Raw genomic sequence first — 18,663 nt, forward strand, 5'->3', positions numbered from 1 at the left:
CGGCTGCTGTCAGGCGCCGGTGCCGCCGCCGCCGGGAACGTCCGCGGCGCTGTGCATGATCGAGTCGATCAGGCCGTACTCCTTGGCCTGCTCCGGGGTGAACCAGCGGTCCCGGTCGGAGTCCGCGGTGACCCGGTCGAACGACTGGCCGCTGTGCGCGGCGATCAGCTCGGACATCCGCTTCTTGGTACGGAGCAGCTGCTCGGCCTGGATCCGGATGTCGGTGGCCGAACCGCCGAGACCGGCGGAGGGCTGGTGCATCAGGATGTTGGCGTTCGGCAGCGAGAAGCGCTTGCCCTTCGCACCCGCGGTCAGCAGGAACTGACCCATCGAGGCCGCCATGCCCATCGCGATGGTGACCACGTCGTTCTTGATGTACTGCATGGTGTCGTAGATCGCCATGCCCGCGGTGATCGAGCCACCGGGCGAGTTGATGTACAGGTAGATGTCCTTGTCCGGGTCTGCGGCAAGGAGAAGCAGCTGGGCCGTGATCTTGTTGGCGATATCGTCGTCGACCTGCTGGCCGAGGAAGATGATTCGCTCGTTGAGCAGCCGGTTGTAGACCTGGTCACCCAGGCCGCCGAGCACGTCACCACCGGCGGCGTGCGGCGCCATCAGGCCAGGCATCTGCATCTGCGGGAACGTCACTTAGCCACCTGCTCAGTCGAATTGGACGGCCGCGCTACAGCCGCCGCTCTGTCGCACAGCTAGATATCACTGCGTGAATGTCACTGTCTAAGGACCCTAACGCGCAGGCCCGGCCGCAGAATCCCCCACGCAGAACTGTTCGCTGTGAGCGCAGGGTCGGAGCGGGAACAACGGACGGCCCGGACACCCCGCTGACGGGGTGTCTGGTCTCGGCCGCAGCCTCGACAGCCTCGGTCGACGCCTCGGCGGTGTCCTCGTCCTCGTCGTCCTCGAAGGAGACGACGTCACCGTTGGTGTCGGTGACCTTGGCGGCCTCGACCACCAGCGCCAGCGCCTTGCCACGGGCGACCTCGCCGACCAGCAGCGGCACCTGGTTGCCCTGGACGACCTGCTGGGCGAACTGGTCCGGCGTCATGCCGGAGCCCGCCGCACGGCGGATGAGGTGCTCGGTGAGCTCCTCCTGGTTGACGCCCAGCTTCTCCTTGTCGACGATCTCGTCGAGCACGAACTGGGTCTTGATGCCCTTCTTGGCCTGGTCCTCGGTCTCCTTGGCGAAGTCCTCGACGGACTTGTCCTGGGTGGCGAGGTAGGTCTCGAGGGTCAGGCCCATGGGCTCGAGCTGGTGGTGCTCGAGGTTGTGCTTGCGGGTCTCGACCTCGTCCTTGAGGAGCTTCTCCGGGTAGTCCATCTCGACCAGCTTCAGCAGCTCGTCGAGCACCCGCTCCTGGGCCTGGGTGGCCTGGTCGAACTCGCGCATCCGCTCAAGGCGCTTGCGGGAGTCGTCCTTCAGCTCCTCCAGGCTGTCGAACTCGCTCGCCATCTGGGCGAACTCGTCGTCCAGCTCGGGGAGTTCCTTCTCCTGGACGGCGGTCACGGTGACGGTGACCTCGGAGCTCTGGCCGGCCTGGGTGCCGCCCTTGAGCTCGGTGGTGAAGGTCTTGGTCTCGCCGGCGGACAGGCCGATGACGGCCTCGTCGATGCCGTCCAGCAGGCGGCCGGAGCCGATCTCGTAGCTCACGCCGGTGGCGGTGCCGTCGTCCGGCACCTCACCGTCGACCTTGGCCTCGAGGTCGACGACCACGACATCGCCCTCGGCGGCGGCGCGCTCGACGTCCTTGACCGAGGAGAAGCGCTCGCGCAGCTGCTCCAGCGACTTCTCGACATCCTCGTCCTCGACCACGATCGGGTCGACGACGACCTCGATGCCGGCGAAGTCCGGGAGGGTGATCTCGGGACGCACGTCGACCTCGGCGACGAAGCTGAGGTCACCGCCGTCGGCGAGGTTCTCGACACCCTTGATGTCGGTGATGTCGGGCTGTCCGAGGACCTCGATCTTGCCCTCGTCGACGGCCTGCGTGTAGAAGCGCGGCAGCGCGTCGTTGACGGCCTCTTCCAGCACGGCGGCACGGCCGAAGCGCTGGTCGATGACGCGGTTCGGGATCTTGCCCTTACGGAAGCCCGGGACCGAGACCTGCGAGTTGATCTTCTTGTAAGCCGCGTCGAGGCTCGGCTTGAGCTCCTCGAAGGGCACCTCGACGGTGAGTCGAACCCGGGTCGGGTTCAGAGTCTCGACGGCGCTCTTCACGGTTGGGTCTCCTAGGGGCTTGCGGTCAGGTTGTCTACGCCGTCCGACGACCGGCCGTGGGCCGATCGGGTTCGGGCGAGACGGGCGATGGGCGGTTGGAGCTGCATCTCCCGTACGGGGGTGGACGGTGAGCGTGACTCCTCGCCCTCGGGCGGTCTGACCTGTGCACATGCCACAGGGACGACCGCCAGCGGCCCATCCTACCGGTACCACGAAAGGCGGACGCCAGGGCGCCGCGGTTCGAGTGACGACGGCCCCCTGATGGCCACTGTGACGGCCGCTGCGCGGGCCCGGAATTCACCCTCCTCGCACCCGCCACGCACCCACCCGGCATCCCCAAACGCCAACAGGGCCCCGCCCGTTGACGAGACCCTGCCGCACTGTCGGGGTGGCCGGATTCGAACCGACGGCCTTCCGCTCCCAAAGCGGACGCGCTACCAAGCTGCGCCACACCCCGTGGTGCCGAGAGGAAGCGTACACGCCACCCAAGCCGCCCCATTGGTCATATCGGAGACCCGCCGAACGGGCCGAACCGCCAAAGCGGTGTGCGAGCAACCGACCCGACCAGGTACGCTGACCCTGTCCTCGCGACCGGCAACGGCCCCGAGGTCACTGTGTGCTCCGGCACCACCCGCGGGTGTAGCTCAATGGTAGAGCCCCAGTCTTCCAAACTGGTCACGCGAGTTCGATTCTCGTCACCCGCTCCAACGCTTCGGCCCCCCSGTCAATGACCGGGGGGCCGAAGTCGTCTGAGGCGGGGTCAGACGGATCAGACGTTGACGCCGTGCGCGCGGAGGTAGGCGACCGGGTCGATGTCGGAGCCGTAGGACGGGCCGGTGCGGACCTCGAAGTGCAGGTGCGGGCCGGTCACGTTGCCGGTGGCGCCGGAGAGGCCGAGCTGCTGGCCGGCCGAGACGGTCTGGCCGACCTTGACGGAGATCGAGGAGAGGTGGGCGTACTCGGAGTACTTGCCGTCGGCGTGCTTGACGACGACCTCGTTGCCGTAGGACCCGCCGTTGCCGGCCGAGACCACGGTGCCGGTGGTGATGGCCTTGACGACGGTGCCGGTCGAGGCGCGGAAGTCGACACCGGTGTGGTAGCCGCTGGACCAGGAGGAACCGGAGGCGTGGTACGCGGTGGAGGTGCCACCGCTGACCGGGGCGACGTAGCCGCCGGCCGCCACGGTGGTCGACTGGGCCTTCGGAGCCGCAGCAGCCTTCGGGGCCGTGCTGGCCTTCGGGGCGGCGGCGGCCTTCGGGGCCACGGTGGTCGACTTGGAGCGGGACGCCTTGGTGGAGTCCGTGGTGCTCGCGGAGGAAGAGGAAGACGAGGAGGACTTGGTCTCGGTCTTCGGCGCCTCGACGGCGGCCTTCGGGGCCTCCGCGGCGGGCTGCGGCGCGGCGGCCACGGCCTGGCCGGCGAGCGAGAGCTGCTGGCCCGGGTAGATCAGGTTCGGGTTGCCGCCCACCACGGTGCGGTTGTCCTGGTAGAGCTTCTCCCAACCGCCGTCCACCTGCTTGGCGTTGGCGATCTTCGAGAGGGTGTCGCCACTGACGACCTGGTAGCTGCTCGCGGCCGGAGTGGCGGCGGCGACCGGCACCACGGCGGGCGCAGCGGTCTCGGTGGCGATGGTGGTGACGGCAGCCGGGGCGGCCTGGGGCACGGAGGCGGCGGCGTGGCCCTGGTGGGCGCTGGCGGCGGCCACCGGGAGTGCGAAGGTGGCGCCGAGTACGCCGGTCGCGACGGCGATCCGGGTCAGGTGGGACAGCTGGACGCGACGGTGCTTGCCCTGTGCGGACATGGGGGTAGTCCTCTCCGACGCCTACGAGGTGAGCTGTCGGGTTCGGGCGGGAGATGCCCGGCCGCAGGAATGCGGCTTCACCCCAAGCCGTCCCGGTTCACACCGGTTCGGCGACTTACCTTGGGTCCCCCGCTCCTGCCATGCGTGCCTTGTTCGAGGCGCCGGGCGGCGGCAGGACTCGGCGTTCCGCCCGGTTGAGCCCGTCCGGTCGTTCACCGGACAGGCCTCGAAGCAAAGCCGATCGACCGCTTCGTGGCAAGCCCCGGTTGAACGGTGAACAAGGATGATCAGGGACGTAGGTCACGTCCCGGCCGGGACTTGCGACCCGGACGGCCCGAATCGGCGACGCTTCGTCCCCGATCGGTTCACGGAGGGTGGCCGATATCGCCGTCCGTACCCACCTGGACCCGCTCCGCCAGCGTGCGCCGTGACACCGGTCACGCCGGGCCGATACGCTCGCCCACGGTCGAGCTCGAACGCCGGTGTTCGAAGCACCCGCTGAGCAAGGAGCCCGCCTGTGCGCCCCCAGGAACGGCTGGCCGTCATCCAGCGCGCGGTGATCCGCGAGATGGCCGGGCTCGGTCAGGACTTCACCGTGGACGGCCCGCTGGTCCGCGGGCCCGGCACCACGGCGGTGGCCTTCCGCGACCACGACGAGCGCGGCACCGGCGGCGGCCATGTCGACCTGGGGTACGTGCTGCGGCTCGGCCAGGGCGACGCACCGGTGATCTGGGACTGCGCAGCCGGCGTGGGCGGCACCGAGGTGGAGCAGCTGGACAGCGCGGTACGGATGTGGGCGGGCACCACGGCGTCCGCCGTGGTGAGCCTGCTGACCGGCAGCGGCGACCACTACGACGCCCCCGAGTTCCCCGGCTGGCACGTCGTACAGGGCCCGGCCGCGGTGTTCGGCGCCGACACCGACCCGCTGTTCGACTGGGTCACCGAGCGGGACCTCGGCCCGGTGCTGGCCGCCGCCGTACTGCCGAAGCTGACCGAGCGTCAGGTCAACGGCGTGAAGCTGTTCTTCGGCGGCAAGGCGGGCGACGACGTCGCCGAGGTCCGGATCAACGGGACGGTCTGCGAGCAGGCTTCGGCCGCCCTGCGTGCGCTGGACTGGCCCCGCGGCGAACGGCTCTGCTGGGCCCGGCTGTTCCTGCTGCTGGTCGCCGAGCACCCCCGGTCGGAGGCATCCGGGCAGGCCGAACCCCCGCCGCAGCGCCACTGGTTGGGCCGCTGGTGGCGGAGCCGTCGCTGAGACCGGCCGGTCCGTGACCGGCCGCGGCCGGCCCGACCCGGGTCAGCCGTGCCTGGTCAGCTGGCGACCGAGGAGATGGTCTGCGCGAGCTGGGTGAGGAAGTCCTGGATCGGCTTGGCCGCCGTGGACTGGCTCAGCATGAAGCCGAAGAGCGCAGCCATGATCGCATGACTGGTCTTCAACTGCCCGTTGCGGATGAAGATGACCACGATGATCCCGAACAGGACCAGCGCTGAGACGGAGAAGGCCACCAGGACTCACTTCCTCATTCTTTCGTAGCGAGCTTCGTGGCGGGCCCAATCCCCCGAGACCCCCCGAGAACCGACCGTCCCACCCGAACTCAGTGTGGTCGTTCGTGCCGACTGCGTAAAGGACTTGCCGGAACGCAGCCGCGAAGATCCTGCGATGTGAGACGAATTTCCGCCGACCGAGACGATAGCCCAGTTGACCTGACGGGCCGTCGAACGGGTACCCCTAACTGGAAGTTGACCGTTTCCGCGCTGGTGGGAGCGGACCTAGATCCACTCCATTGGGCTGCCGTCAGGAATGGCCGAAGACCGGTGCACCGACTTGACACGGTCCGACCATCGGTCGGTCACCCGCGCCAGAGCAGCAGGACCGCCCGGTCGTCGTTGACGTCCTTGGCCACCGACTCGATCAGCTTCACCGCCGAGCCCCGGCCGCCGTGTTGGGAGAACGGGGCGCCGCCGACCAGCCGGTCGGCCTCTCCCATCAGCCGGTCCATCCCCTCGGTCAGGTCCCGGCCGGGGATCTCCACCATGCCGTCGGTGCAGAGCATCAGCACGTCGCCCTGGTCCAGCCGGCCGCGCACCGCCTCGAACACCGCGCCGTCGTAGACCCCGAGCAGCGCGCCCTCGACGGACTCCTTGACCTCCCAGCGACCGCTGCCGGCGTGCCGCTGCATCCCGGGCAGGTGCCCGGCCGACAGCAGCTCGTACTCGCCGGTCTCCAGGTCCAGCACCAGGTGCACGGCGGTCGCGAAGCCCTCGTCCCAGTCCTGGCGGAGCAGGTAGCCGTTGGCGGCGGGCAGGAACTGATGGGCCGGCAGCGAGCCGAGCAGCCCGCCGAACGCGCCGGAGAGCAGCAGGGCCCGGGAGCCCGCGTCCATGCCCTTGCCCGAGACATCGGCGAGCACCACCTCCAGGGTCCGCCGGCCCGGACCGGTCCTGGTGGCCACCACGAAGTCGCCGGAGAAGGACTGGCCGCCGGCCGGGCGGAGCGCCATGTCGGCGGACCAGCCCTCGGGCAGCGCGGGCACCCGGCTCTGCACCCGCAGCCGCTCGCGCAGGTCGAACAGCATCGAGCCGCCGCCCCGCCAGGGCACGCCGACCCGGCTGCGGAACTGGGCCAGCAGCAGCCCGGCCACCCCGACCGCGCCGACCACCAGGGCGGCGCCGGGGGTGACGCCGAAGACGTACATGTCGGGGCGGTCGCTGGCCACCCGCTCGCCGGTGTGGATCAGCGACTCGACCGAGAGCCCGAGCGCGGCGGCCGCGTAGAGCACCACCAGGGTGCCCGGGCGCAGCAGCAGCGCCCCGGCCAGGATCGGCAGTACCAGTGCGGTGGGCGGGGCCCAGGCCGGGATCAGGATGTTGAGCACCACCAGCAGCGGGACGGCCGCGAACAGCACCGCGAAGGCGAGCCAGTCGGAGGCGTCGCCGCGGAAGTAGTCCACCCCGGTCCGGCGCAGCACTCGGCGGACCCGGTAGAGCCTGCTGCGCAACCGGGCCGTCCACGGGGTGTCGGCCGCCTGTGCGACCGGGCCCGTCTCAGTCGGCCGGGGCGTGAAGCCCGGCGTGCTGCCAGCCATGGGCTATGACCTTATCCACCGGCGGAGCCCGCCGTCGACGGTTGGGGCGCCGCCGGGCGCATCGTTCCGCTCGGGTTCAACGGATTTCGGCCGCCGGAGCCGCCCACCAGCCGCTGGAACCCGGGAGGTCAAGCCGCCGAAAGCCGGTCGCGCACGATGCAACTCGGTGATAGCTGTTGGCATATGACCGCAGATACCGAGACATTTGACAGCCCGAGCATTGACGGCCTGACGGTACGTACCCTGACGGGCGAGGAGTGGGACGGCTGGTACCGGACCCTGGAGGTTGCCTTCGGCGGCCAGGAGGAGCATCCCGAGGAGCGCGCGCTCTGGCGCGAACTGACCGAGCCGGACCGCTCGCTGGGCGTCTGGGACGGTCCCGACCCGGTGGCCTGCGCCGGGGCGTTCTCGCTGCGGATGACCGTGCCGGGCGGCGCGGTGGTCCCGGTCGCGGCGGTCACCATGGTCGGCGTGCTGCCGACCCACCGGCGGCGCGGCATCCTCACCGGGCTGATGCGCCGTCAACTGACCGGGTTCCGGGACGGCGGCGAGGCGCTCGCGGTGCTGACCGCCTCGGAGTCCGGCATCTACGGCCGGTTCGGGTACGGACTGGGCAGCTGGCGGATGGCGCTGACCGTGCCGACCCGCAAGGTCAGGGTGCAGGCGCCGGTGGATCGCGGCGTCCGGCTCCGGCTGGCCGACCCGGCCGGGAGCGGCCCGGCCTGCGAGGAGCTGTACGCCCGGCTGGTGCCCGGGCGGCCGGGGATGCTGGAGCGCCGCCCCGGCTGGGAGCGGCTTCCGCTGCTCGACCCGCCCGCCGGACGGGACGGCGCCTCCCCGCAGCAGTGCGTCCTCGCCGAGGACCGGGAGAGCGGCCGGCTGCTCGGCTACGCCCGCTACTCGGCCTCGGTCGCCTGGGGCACCGAGGACATCCCGGACGGCACCGTCCGGGTCCGGGACGTCGAGGCGCTGACCCCCGGGGTGTACGCGGCGCTCTGGGACTACCTGCTGAGCCTGGACCTGGTCGACCGGGTGACCGTCGCCAACCGCCCGGCGGACGACCCGGTGCTGCACCTGGTCGACGACCCCCGTCGGCTGGAGCCCCGGCTGGGCGACGCGCTGCACGTCCGGCTGGTCAGGATCGGCGAGGCGCTGGAGCTGCGCGAGTACGCGACGGCGCTGGACGTGGTGCTGGAGGTGACCGACCGGTTCTGTCCGTGGAACGCCGGACGCTGGCGGCTGCGCAGTGCCGGGCCCGGCAAGGGGGCGAGCTGCGTCCGTACCGAGGACCCGGCCGCTCTCGCGCTGGACGTACGGGAGTTGGGGGCGGCCTACCTCGGCGGGGTCAGGCTCGCGGCGCTCGGCCGGGCCGGGCTGGTACGGGAGCTGGGCGACGGCGCACTGGCCGAGGCCGACCGGGCCTTCGCCTCGGACCTCGCCCCGTGGCTGCCGCACGGCTTCTGACCGCCCGTCAAACCGACGGGGCCCGGGGACGTGCTCGTCGCACGGCCCCCGGGCCCCGGAGGGTCGGGAAGGTCAGACCTGCGGGTGGTGGGCGGGGATCGGGGGGAGCTCGCCGGTGGTCTCGTACTCGGAGAGCATCTCGATCCGGCGGGTGTGCCGCTCCTCGCCGCTGTACGGGGTGTTGAGGAAGATCTCGACGAAGCGGGTGGCCTCGGCCTCGGTGTGCATCCGGCCGCCGACGCTGATCACGTTGGCGTTGTTGTGCTCGCGGCCGAGCGAGGCGGTCTGCTCGCTCCAGGCCAGCGCCGCCCGGACACCCTTGACCTTGTTGGCCGCGATCGCCTCGCCGTTGCCGGATCCGCCGATCACCACGCCCAGCGACTCCGGGTCCGCGGCGGTGCGCTCGGCCGCCCGGAGGCAGAACGGCGGGTAGTCGTCCACCGCGTCGTAGATGTGCGGGCCGCAGTCGACCGGCTCATGGCCGTTCTCCTTCAGCCACTGGACGAGGTGGTTCTTGAGGTCATATCCGGCATGGTCGGAACCCAGGTACACGCGCATGCGCAGATTGTGGCACGCGCGGGTCCCCGGACCGCCGTCGGCAGGTCGGATCAGGAGGCGCGCCGGACCAGCTTCCAGGCCAGCGGCAGCGCGCCCATCGCCAGCACCAGCTTCAGCGCGTCGCCCACCAGGTAGGGGTAGAGCCCCAGTTCGGCCGCGCGGGCCAGCGGGACGTGCAGCGAGGCGGCCAGGTACGGGACTCCGACGGCGTAGATCACCAGGGTGCCGAGCAGCATCGCGCCGGCCGTCCGCAGCGGGCTGCGGTCCGCGCCGCGCCGGGCCAGCGCGCCGACCAGGCCGGCCGCCAGCACGAAGCCGACCACGTAGCCGAGGCTGGGCATCGCGAAGCCGGAGCTGCCGCCGGCGAACCAGGGCAGGCCCGCCATCCCGGCCAGCAGGTAGAGGCTGAGGGCGGCGACGCCGCGCCGGGTGCCGAGCGCGGTGCCGACCAGCAGGGCGGCGAAGGTCTGGCCGGTGACCGGGACCGGCGAGCCGAGCACCGGCACCGAGAGCTGGGCGGCCAGGCCGGTGACCGCCGCTCCCCCGGCGGCCAGGGCGAGTTCGCGAGCCTGGGCGCCGAACCGGGAGCCGGCCTGCGGGAGCAGGTCGGCGAGGACCGGGGTGGCGGTGGCGGACGTGGCGGTGGCCATGGGCGGGTCTCCTGACGACTCGTTGGGTGATCACTTGTGAACCTATGTCGTCGCCCGGGCCGGCGAGGGCGTCGGATCCGACCAAGAGGCAGTGCACCGACTTGTCGTGTCCGACCTGTTCCAGCCAGTACGAGTGAAGAAGCGATCACTTTCCGTCAGATGATCGTCCGGATGGCGGTCTCCTTGCCCTGGATCTTGGCATGCCCACCGTTCGTACCGAATAGTGAACGGGTCCTCCCGCTATCCGTACAGAGTCTGGACCCGCCTGATGACGTCCCCCACTCCCCAGCCGACGCTGGAGCAGACCGAGCAGTCGGCCGGGCCCGCCCCGTCCGGGCAGCTGTCCCACGGCCTGAAGCAGCGTCACCTGTCGATGATCGCGCTCGGCGGCGTGATCGGTGCCGGTCTCTTCGTCGGCACGGGCAAGGGCATCGCCGCCGCGGGCCCGGCCATCATCCTGGCGTTCACGCTCTCCGGCCTGCTGGTCATGCTGGTGATGCGGATGCTCGGCGAGATGTCCGCCGCCCGGCCGTCCTCCGGTTCCTTCTCGGTGCACGCCGAGCGGGAGATCGGGCCCTGGGCCGGAGTGACGGCGGGCTGGATGTTCTGGGTGATGCTCTGCTGCGGCGTCGCGGCCGAGGCGACCGCCGCCGGGACGATCATGAACGGCTGGATCCCGGACGTACCCGGCTGGGCCTGGGTCGCCGTCTTCATGGCGTTCTTCTGCGCCAGCAACCTCACCGGTGTCAAGAACTTCGGCGAGTTCGAGTTCTGGTTCGCCGCCGTCAAGATCACCGCGATCGTGGCCTTCCTGACCCTCGGCGTCCTCGGTGTGGCCGGTGTCCTCGGCGACGGGGCGCCCGGCACCGCCAACCTCACCGGTCACGGCGGCTTTCTGCCGAACGGGATGGACGGTCTGATCGTCGGCCTGCTGGCCTCCGTCTTCGCGTACGGCGGGCTGGAGACGGTGACCATCGCCGCTGCCGAGTCGGACAACCCCCAACGCAACGTGGCGAACGCGGTGCGCACCGCGGTCTGGCGGATCGCCGTCTTCTACATCGGGTCGATGGCGCTGGTGGTCACCCTGGTGCCCTGGAACGACCCGCAGGTCGCCTCGGATGGCCCGTACGTGACGGTGCTTCGGCACCTGGACGTCCCTGGCGCGGACACCATCATGCAAGCCGTGGTGTTGATCGCACTGCTGTCCGCGATGAACGCCAACATCTACGGCGCCTCGCGGATGGCCTACTCGCTGGTCGGCCGGGGCGAGGGGCCGAGGGTGCTGGCCAAGGTCAGCGGCGGCGTGCCGCGCCTGGCCGTGCTGGTCTCCTGCGCCTTCGGCTTCGGCGCGGTGCTGGCGGGCAAGGTCTGGCCGGACACGGTGTTCACCTGGCTGATGAACACCACCGGGGTGGCGATCCTGGTGGTCTGGATCTTCATCTGCGTCGCCCAACTGCGGATGCGCCGACGGCTGGAGCGCGAGTCGCCCGAGCTGCTCACCGTCCGGATGTGGGGCTACCCGTACCTGACCTGGGCCGCGCTGCTCGCGAACGTCGGCATCCTGGCCCTGATGACCACGACCGAGGGCAACCGCGACCAGCTCTACGCCGCAGGGGTCCTGGTCGCGGCGCTGGCCGCGGCGGGTTACTGGAAGCAACGCCGGAACGCCTGAGCAACGCCGATGGGCCGGTACGCGCGTCGCGTACCGGCCCATCGGCGTGCCGTCACTCGAAGGACGGGCCTGCGGTGCGGGTGCGCTTGATCTCGTAGAAGCCGGGGGTGCCCGCCACCAGCAGGGTGCCGTCCCACAGCCGGGCGGCGGCCTCGCCGCGCGGGGTCGGGGTGACCACCGGGCCGAAGAAGGCGACCCGGCCGCCGTCCGGGCCGTCCACCGCGATCACCGGGGTGCCGACGTCCTCGCCGACCAGGCCGATGCCCTCGGCGTGCGAGGCGCGCAGCGCCTCGTCGTACTCGGTGGAGTCGGCGGCGTCGGCCAGCTCGACCGGCAGACCGGCCGCGACCAGGGCCGCCTCGATGGTGGCCCGCTCGTTGGGCAGCCCCTGGTTGTGGAAGCGGGTGCCCAGCTCGGTGTAGAGCGGGCCGAGCACCTTGTCACCGTGCGCCTGGGCGGCGGCGATCAGCACCCGGACCGGGCCCCAGCCCTTGGCGACGAAGTCCTTGTACTGCTGCGGCAGGTCCTCGCGGTGCTCGTTCAGCACCGACAGGCTCATCACGTGCCAGCGGGTCTGCACCGGGCGGAGCTGCTCCACCTCCAGCATCCAACGGGACGTCATCCAGGCCCACGGGCAGGCCGGGTCGAACCAGAAGTCGGCGATCTTCTTGGAGTCTGCGGTCGTCACTGACGCGTCCTTCGCTCGTATGGGCGGTTCCACGGGTCAGCAACAGCGGCCGGCCGCCACTGATTCCGGCGGACCTGTGCAATGGCACCACGCGGCCCCCGTGAAAGGATGCGCCTGGGACGACCTCCCGACAGAGACCGTGCGAGCCGGACAGAGGAGTAAACCACCGTGCCGGGCAAGAACCTGAGCCGCGAGGAAGCCCAGCAGCGGGCCGCCATCCTCTCCGTGGACAGCTACCGCGTCCACCTCGACCTGACCTCGGCCGTCGATCCGACGGCCGCCACCTTCCGGTCGACCACCACCATCGCCTTCCGCTCCACCGAGGCCGGGGCGGCGACCTTCGCCGACCTGCTGGCCCCGAAGGTGCGGGCGGTGACCCTGAACGGCCGCTCCCTGGACCCGGCCGAGGTCTTCGACGGCACCCGGGTGACGCTGGCCGGCCTGGCCGAGCAGAACCTGCTGGTGGTCGAGGCGGACTGTGCCTACAGCCGGACCGGCGAGGGCCTGCACCGCTTCGTCGACCCGGTGGACGGCGAGACCTACCTCTACACGCACTTCGAACCGGCCGACTCCCGGCGGGTGTTCGCCAACTTCGAGCAGCCCGACCTGAAGGCCCCGTTCACCTTCACGGTGACCGCCCCGGCGGCCTGGGACGTGTACGCCAACGCGGTGCACACCGCGATCACCGAGGACGGCACCGCCCGGGTCTGGGAGTTCGCCCCCACCCAGCCGATCTCCACCTACCTGACCGCCGTGGTGGCCGGCCCGTACCACGTCGAACGCGACCACTACAGCCGCGAGTCGGCCGACGGCTCGACGCTGGAGATCCCGCTCGCGGCGACCTGCCGCAAGTCGCTGTCGAAGTACTTCGACGCCGACGAGATCTTCACCGTCACCAAGCAGGGCCTGGACTTCTTCCACGCCGAGTTCGACTACCCGTACCCGTTCGGCAAGTACGACCAGTGCTTCGTCCCGGAGTACAACATCGGCGCGATGGAGAACCCGGGCTGCGTGACCTTCCGCGAGGAGTTCGTCTTCCGCTCGAAGGTCACCGAGGCCGCGTACGAGGGCCGGGCCAACGTCATCCTGCACGAGATGGCGCACATGTGGTTCGGCGACCTGGTCACCATGAAGTGGTGGGACGACCTCTGGCTGAAGGAGTCCTTCGCCGACTTCATGGGCTCGTACGCCCTGATCGGCGCGGGCACCAAGTACAAGGCGGCCTGGATCACCTTCGCCAACCGGCGCAAGGCCTGGGCGTACCGGCAGGACCAGTTCCCCACCACCCACCCGATCACGGCCGACATCCGTGACCTGGAGGACGCCAAGCTCAACTTCGACGGCATCACCTACGCCAAGGGCGCCTCGGTGCTCAAGCAGCTGGTGGCGTACGTCGGCGCGGAGGCGTTCTTCGAGGGCTCCCGGCAGTACTTCAAGCGGCACGCCTTCGGCAACACCGTGCTCGGCGACCTGCTCGGCGCGCTGGAGGCGACCAGCGGACGGGACCTCACCTCCTGGGCCGCCGCCTGGCTGCAGACCTCCGGGGTCAACTCGCTCACCCCGCAGCTCACCGTGGACGCCGAGGGCCGGATCACCGAGCTGGCCGTGCTCCAGGACGGCGACACGCTGCGCCCGCACCGGATCGCGATCGGCTTCTACCAGCGGGACGCCGACGGCGCGCTGGTGCGCACCGAGCGGGTCGAGCTGGACGTGGACGGCGCCCGCACCGTGGTGCCCGAGCTGGCCGGCAAGCCGCGCCCGGCGCTGGTGCTGCTGAACGACGACGACCTGACGTACTGCAAGATCCGGTTCGACGACCACTCGCTGGAGACCCTGCGCGAGGGCCTCGGCGAGATCGCCGATCCGCTGTCCCGCGCGCTGGCCTGGTCGGCCGCCTGGAACCTGACCCGGGACGGGCTGATGCCGACCCGGGACTACCTCGACCTGGTGGACCGGTTCGCCGGCCCCGAGTCGGACATCGGGGTGCTGCAGTCGCTGCACCAGCAGGCCAAGAGCGCCCTCGACCTGTACGCCGCGCCGGACCACCGGGCAGCGGGCGCACGGCAGTTGGCGGCCTGCGCGCTGCGCGAGCTGCGCGCCGCCGAACCCGGCAGCGACCACCAGCTGGCCTGGGCCCGGTTCCTGGCGCTGACCGCCGACCAGTCCGAGCAGCTCCAGCTGGTCGAGGGCCTGCTGGCCGGCACCGCCCGGATCGACGGTCTGGCGGTGGACCAGGAACTGCGCTGGGCGCTCTGGCTGTCCCTCGCCTCGGCCGGGCGGGCGACCCCCGAGCAGCTGCGCGGCGAGCTGGAGCTGGACAACACCGCGAGCGGGCGCCAGCACCTGACGCACGGTCTGGCCGCCCTGCCCACCCCCGGCGCCAAGGCCACCGCCTGGGCCTCCGTGGTGGAGTCCGACGAGCTGCCGAACGCGCTGGTGGAGGCCCAGATCGCGGGCTTCGCCCAGCCCGGCCAGCGCGAGCTGACCGCCGGGTACACCGACGCCTACTTCGACGTGATCGAGTCGGTCTGGGCCCAGCGCTCGATCGAGATCGCGATGCGGATCGTCGGCGGCTTCTTCCCGCGGTTCCAGACCGACGAGGCGACGCTGGCCGCCGCCGACGCCTGGCTGACGGGGCACCAGGGCGCCGCTCCCGCGCTGCGCCGCCTGGTGCTGGAGTGCCGGGACGACCTGGCCCGCGCGCTGCGCGCGCAGGCGGTCGACCAGGGCTGAACGCACTGAAGGGGCCGCCCACTTGGACAAGTGGGCACTACTTCAGGGCGACTACTTCAGGGTGGCCGAGGTGAGACCCGACTGCACCTGCCGCTGGAAGGACAGGTACACCACCAGCACCGGCAGCATCGCGATGGTCATACCCGCGAACAGCGCCGGGGCGTCGCTCTTGTAACCGGACTGCAGGGCGAGGTTGACCAGGCCCTGGGCCAGCATCGAGTGGTCGGCCTCGCCGGCCGAGGTCGGCTGCATCAGGGTGACCGGCAGGATGTACTGGTTCCACTGCCCCAGCACGTTGAAGATGCCGACGCTGATCAGGCCGGGCTTGGCCATCGGCACCATCACCTGGAAGAACGCCCGCGCGTGCGAGCAGCCGTCCAGCATGGCCGCCTCGTGGATCGCGGTGGGCAGCGTGCGGAAGAACGAGTGCAGGAAGAACACGGTGAACGGCAGCGAGTACGCCGTGTACACCAGGATCAGGCCGCCGTAGCTGTTCAGACCCAGGTACGGGCTGATCTCGCCGAGGTTGCGGACCATGAAGAACAGCGGGACGAGCGCGAGGTAGACGGGGAACATCGCGCCCGCGACGAACAGGAAGTAGATCGACCGGTTGCCCTTGAACTCGTAGCGGGCCAGCACGTAGGCCGCCATCGCGCCGAGCAGCATGGTCAGGGTCAGCGAACCCGCCAGCACGATCAGGGTGTTGGCGAAGAAGCCGCCGATGCCCTTCTCCCAGGCGCTGCCGAAGTTCTTGAAGCTCCAGGAGGTCGGCCAGCTCCAGGCGCTGGTGTTGATCTGGGTGTCGGTCTTGAACGAGCCGAGCACCACCCAGGCCAGCGGGAACAGGATCAGCAGGGCCCAGATGGCCAGGAAGCCGTGCGAGAACACGTTCAGCACCCCGCCGCCGTCGGCGAAGCGCGCCTCCTTGGCCGGCGGCCGGGGCTTGACGGAGCGTTGGGCCGGAACGGTCGTGGTCTTGTCGATGCTGGTACTCATGCCATGCCCCGCTCAGTACTCGATGCGCTCGCGCCGGGTGACCCGCAGCGAGACGACGGACAGGATGAGGGTGAAGAAGAAGATCACAACACCCATCGCGCAGGCGTAGCCCGCCTCACCGAAGGCGAGGAAGTTGCGCATCAGGTACGTCGACATCAACTCGCTGTGGTGGTCCGGGCCACCGCCGTAGGTGCGGCCCGGGGTCATGCTGGCGACCAGCGCGAAGGCGTCCATCGCCACGATGGCGAGGTAGACCCAGGCGGTCTGGATGGTCTCCCAGAGCAGCGGCAGGGTGATCTTGAAGAAGGTCTGGCCACGCTTGGCGCCGTCCAGCAGCGCCGCCTCGTAGATGTCCTTCGGGATCGACTGCATGGCCGCCGAGAACAGCACCAGGTAGAAGCCGACGCCGCCCCAGATCAGGACGCCCATGATGCACCAGAGCACCAGGTTCGGGTCGTTCAGCCACTCGACCGGGTGCTGCGGGTCGCCCAGGCCGAGCTTGAGCAGCGCGCCGTTGGCCAGGCCCGCGCCGTCGCTGCGGTACACCGCCTGCCAGAGCACCGCCAGGATGGCGATCGACAGGACCTGCGGGAAGAAGAAGACCACCTTGTAGAAGGCGGCACCCGCGACACCCTGGACACCGCCGGTGCCGCCCTTGCCGCCCACGTTGAGCATGAAGGCGAAGAACAGCGCGATCAGGATGGTGGCGACCGGAAGCACGGCGAGCAGGAGCAGGTTGTGCCAGAGCGCGCCGAGGAAGACCTCGTCACCGAGGAGCTTGGTGTAGTTGTCCAGGCCGACGAAGTTCATCTCCTGGCTCTGCCCGGACCAGTCGGTCAGGGAGTATCCGAACGTCTGCGCGTAGGGCCAGAGCACCAGGCCCACGTACAGCAGGATCGGAAGAAAGAGGAACCCCACGATGAAGGGGTACTTGCCGTGACGCATGGTCACATCTCCTGTCCGTCAGGCGTGAGCGCACCGGGGGCCTGGTGCGGGAGGCCCCCGGTGCGCCGGAACACATCGCCGGTCAGGCGCTCTTGTTCTTGGTGGCCGACTCCTTGGCGCGCTTGATCCACTCCGCCGGAGTGATGCGCTTGGCCAGGAGCTCGCCGGAGGCGTTCTGCAGGTCCTCGTCGAACTTGCTCGCGGTGTTCGGGTACTGGAAGTTGAAGACCTTGTCGCCCGCCGCCTTCAGCGCCACCACGGTGGACTTGGTGCCCGGCTTCAGCTGGACGTCCGGGCCGACACCGTCCTTGAGGCAGGTGAGGCTGTTGGCGGCCTGGGCGAACTTGCCCGAGGCCTCCTTGGTCAGCATCATCCGGAGGAACTCCAGGCCGCCGGGCACGTTCTTGGCCTTGGTCGGCACCACGAACGGCTCGCCGGAGCCGGCCCGGATGGCCTCGAACGGGAGCTTGTCGCCGGGGAGCGACGGCATCGGCAGGAAGGTCATCTCGAAGTCGGCCGGGGTGGAGGCGAGCTGCTCGTTCTCCAGCCAGGAACCGGACGGGATGAAGACCGCCTTGTACTGGTTCCACGCGGTCTGCGACTCGGTGTGGGTCATGCCGTTGGTGCCGGGGAGCAGGAAGTCCTTCTCCACCACCTGGAAGAACGCCTCGACGGCGGTCTTCACGGCCGGGTCGTCCCACGCGGTCGGGTCGAGCTTGTCGATCCGGGCCATCAGGTCGAGGCCGCCCTGCTTGGCGATCATGTCCAGGATGGCGACGTTGATGTAGTACGGGTACTTGCCCTGGTGGGCGAGCGGGGCGATGCCCTTGGCCTTGGCCTGCTCACAGATGGTGATGAAGTCGGCCCAGGTCTTCGGCACGGTCCAGCCGTTGTCCTTGAAGAGCTTGCCGGAGTACCACAGGCCCCACATGGTGTACGCGTACGACAGGTTGTAGACCTTGCCGTCGATCGTGCCGGACTCGATGGTCCCGGGCATCAGGACCTCGCGGACCTTCTTCGACGGGTCGTCGATGTACGGCGCGTCCAGCAGCGGGGCCAGGTCGACCAGGCTCTTGTCCTTGGCCAGCACGTCGAGCTTGATCTGCTTGTTGCCCGAGTCGTCGATGACGTCCGGCGGGGAGCCGGCGTTGAAGCGCGGCTGCAGCTTGCCCGTGATGTCCTTGTCGGCCTGCTGGTCGATCTTGGCGTCCGGGTAGGTCTTGGCGTAGATCGCGGCGAACGCGGCCAGGTAGTCCTTGCCGTAGCCACCGTCGAAGATGAAGGCCTCAAGACCCTTCTTGGGGTCCACGCCGAACGGGTTCTTGGCGTCCTTCAGGTTGTACTCGCCGGCCTTCTTGCTGTCGCTGCTGCCACTGCCACCGGCGCAGGCGGCGAGCAGCGAGCCGCTGCCGGCCGCGAGCACGGTGATGGCCGCGGCCCGCTTGAAGATGTCACGGCGGTTGTACTCGGTTGCAGAGCCCATGAGTGCCCTAACCCCTCGGTGTCCAGAAGATGCGTACAGGTACTGACGGATCGTCAATTCCTGCCAGTGAGGCGCGCCCAGCGGCCAAGGGGCCGGTCAGAGGCGGTTTCTGTGATGGGCAAAGGTATAGTCCACTGTTCATCTGACAGCAATAGCCGAACCGCCTGATGCGGCCCCTGGGGGCCAAAGCGTTGTCGGCGATGCAGCATGTGCAATGTGCAGGGGGCCTGCATATTTGCCCATCCGGCCCGTCGATGCAGGAGAATCTAGCGCGCTTGTGTTCGTTTGAACATAGAAACGCGCAGCTTCGCGCATCACAGAACAGTGACGCACGAAACTGCGCGTGGGGTCGAG

The 18,663-nt window shown here is 69.9% G+C and carries 15 protein-coding genes, 2 tRNA genes and 1 riboswitch; of the genes, 5 read left to right on the forward strand and 12 right to left on the reverse strand.

The features are described 5' to 3' along the window. Positions 1-9 precede the first annotated feature (9 nt). From ACXJMZ_RS11590 to ACXJMZ_RS11600, 3 genes are all read right to left on the reverse strand, one after another. A complete protein-coding gene (locus ACXJMZ_RS11590; RefSeq protein WP_369824370.1) occupies positions 10-627 on the reverse strand; it encodes an ATP-dependent Clp protease proteolytic subunit in 618 nt (205 codons plus the stop codon). A gap of 55 nt (positions 628-682) precedes the next feature. Continuing rightward, positions 683-2,233, reverse strand: a complete 1,551-nt coding sequence (gene tig, locus ACXJMZ_RS11595; RefSeq protein WP_457029914.1) for a trigger factor — start codon at positions 2,231-2,233, stop codon at positions 683-685. 383 nt (positions 2,234-2,616) lie between these two features. Continuing rightward, positions 2,617-2,690 (reverse strand) — tRNA-Pro (locus ACXJMZ_RS11600). Positions 2,691-2,866: 176 nt separating this feature from the next. Between ACXJMZ_RS11600 and ACXJMZ_RS11605 the strand changes: the two genes are divergently transcribed. Continuing rightward, positions 2,867-2,940: transfer RNA gene (locus tag ACXJMZ_RS11605), tRNA-Gly, on the forward strand. Positions 2,941-3,002: 62 nt separating this feature from the next. Here ACXJMZ_RS11605 and ACXJMZ_RS11610 read toward each other — a convergent pair. Next, positions 3,003-4,034, reverse strand: a complete 1,032-nt coding sequence (locus tag ACXJMZ_RS11610; protein ID WP_457029915.1) for a M23 family metallopeptidase — start codon at positions 4,032-4,034, stop codon at positions 3,003-3,005. Between the two features lie 5 nt (positions 4,035-4,039). After that, a riboswitch (cyclic di-AMP (ydaO/yuaA leader) is annotated at positions 4,040-4,193 on the reverse strand. 358 nt (positions 4,194-4,551) lie between these two features. On the opposite strand from ACXJMZ_RS11610, the gene ACXJMZ_RS11615 reads away from it, so the two are divergent. Further along, the gene (locus ACXJMZ_RS11615) at positions 4,552-5,289 is read left to right on the forward strand and encodes a DUF6348 family protein (RefSeq protein WP_457029916.1); all 738 of its coding nucleotides are present in this window, start codon (positions 4,552-4,554) and stop codon (positions 5,287-5,289) included. Between the two features lie 56 nt (positions 5,290-5,345). On the opposite strand, the gene ACXJMZ_RS11620 is transcribed toward ACXJMZ_RS11615, so the two are convergent. Then, on the reverse strand, positions 5,346-5,540 hold the full coding sequence (locus ACXJMZ_RS11620) for a hypothetical protein (protein ID WP_457029917.1): 195 nt from the start codon (positions 5,538-5,540) through the stop codon (positions 5,346-5,348). 344 nt (positions 5,541-5,884) lie between these two features. Continuing rightward, positions 5,885-7,033: a PP2C family protein-serine/threonine phosphatase gene (locus ACXJMZ_RS11625; RefSeq protein WP_057239135.1), complete on the reverse strand. Its 1,149-nt coding sequence runs from the start codon at positions 7,031-7,033 to the stop codon at positions 5,885-5,887. A 270-nt stretch (positions 7,034-7,303) separates the two neighbouring features. Between ACXJMZ_RS11625 and ACXJMZ_RS11630 the strand changes: the two genes are divergently transcribed. Further along, a complete protein-coding gene (locus tag ACXJMZ_RS11630; RefSeq protein WP_457029918.1) occupies positions 7,304-8,584 on the forward strand; it encodes a GNAT family N-acetyltransferase in 1,281 nt (426 codons plus the stop codon). A 72-nt stretch (positions 8,585-8,656) separates the two neighbouring features. Here ACXJMZ_RS11630 and ACXJMZ_RS11635 read toward each other — a convergent pair whose 3' ends face one another. Together ACXJMZ_RS11635 and ACXJMZ_RS11640 are read right to left on the reverse strand one after the other, a co-directional pair. After that, the gene (locus ACXJMZ_RS11635; RefSeq protein WP_057238497.1) at positions 8,657-9,142 is read right to left on the reverse strand and encodes a ribose-5-phosphate isomerase; all 486 of its coding nucleotides are present in this window, start codon (positions 9,140-9,142) and stop codon (positions 8,657-8,659) included. Between the two features lie 50 nt (positions 9,143-9,192). Continuing rightward, entirely contained in the window at positions 9,193-9,792 is a 600-nt protein-coding gene (locus ACXJMZ_RS11640) for a biotin transporter BioY (RefSeq protein ID WP_457029919.1), read from the reverse strand. Positions 9,793-10,060: 268 nt separating this feature from the next. Here ACXJMZ_RS11640 and ACXJMZ_RS11645 point away from each other — a divergent pair, with 268 nt between their 5' ends. Next, complete coding sequence (locus tag ACXJMZ_RS11645) at positions 10,061-11,464, forward strand: amino acid permease (RefSeq protein WP_457029920.1); 1,404 nt, start codon at positions 10,061-10,063, stop codon at positions 11,462-11,464. Positions 11,465-11,516: 52 nt separating this feature from the next. Here the strand turns inward: ACXJMZ_RS11645 and ACXJMZ_RS11650 are convergent, their stop codons facing one another. Further along, positions 11,517-12,152, reverse strand: coding sequence for a mycothiol-dependent nitroreductase Rv2466c family protein (locus tag ACXJMZ_RS11650; protein WP_457029921.1), 636 nt, complete (start codon positions 12,150-12,152; stop codon positions 11,517-11,519). 168 nt (positions 12,153-12,320) lie between these two features. On the opposite strand from ACXJMZ_RS11650, the gene pepN reads away from it, so the two are divergent. Next, entirely contained in the window at positions 12,321-14,885 is a 2,565-nt protein-coding gene (pepN, locus tag ACXJMZ_RS11655) for an aminopeptidase N (RefSeq protein ID WP_457029922.1), read from the forward strand. Between the two features lie 51 nt (positions 14,886-14,936). Here pepN and ACXJMZ_RS11660 read toward each other — a convergent pair whose 3' ends face one another. From ACXJMZ_RS11660 to ngcE, 3 genes are all read right to left on the reverse strand, one after another. Beyond that, positions 14,937-15,881, reverse strand: a complete 945-nt coding sequence (locus tag ACXJMZ_RS11660) for a carbohydrate ABC transporter permease (RefSeq protein ID WP_057238476.1) — start codon at positions 15,879-15,881, stop codon at positions 14,937-14,939. A 12-nt stretch (positions 15,882-15,893) separates the two neighbouring features. Beyond that, positions 15,894-16,826 (reverse strand): carbohydrate ABC transporter permease, encoded by a 933-nt coding sequence (locus ACXJMZ_RS11665; protein WP_457029923.1) that lies wholly within the window; start codon positions 16,824-16,826, stop codon positions 15,894-15,896. Between the two features lie 82 nt (positions 16,827-16,908). Continuing rightward, positions 16,909-18,309, reverse strand: a complete 1,401-nt coding sequence (gene ngcE, locus ACXJMZ_RS11670) for an N-acetylglucosamine/diacetylchitobiose ABC transporter substrate-binding protein (protein WP_457029924.1) — start codon at positions 18,307-18,309, stop codon at positions 16,909-16,911. Positions 18,310-18,663 lie beyond the last annotated feature (354 nt).

Source organism: Kitasatospora sp. P5_F3, from assembly GCF_054049135.1.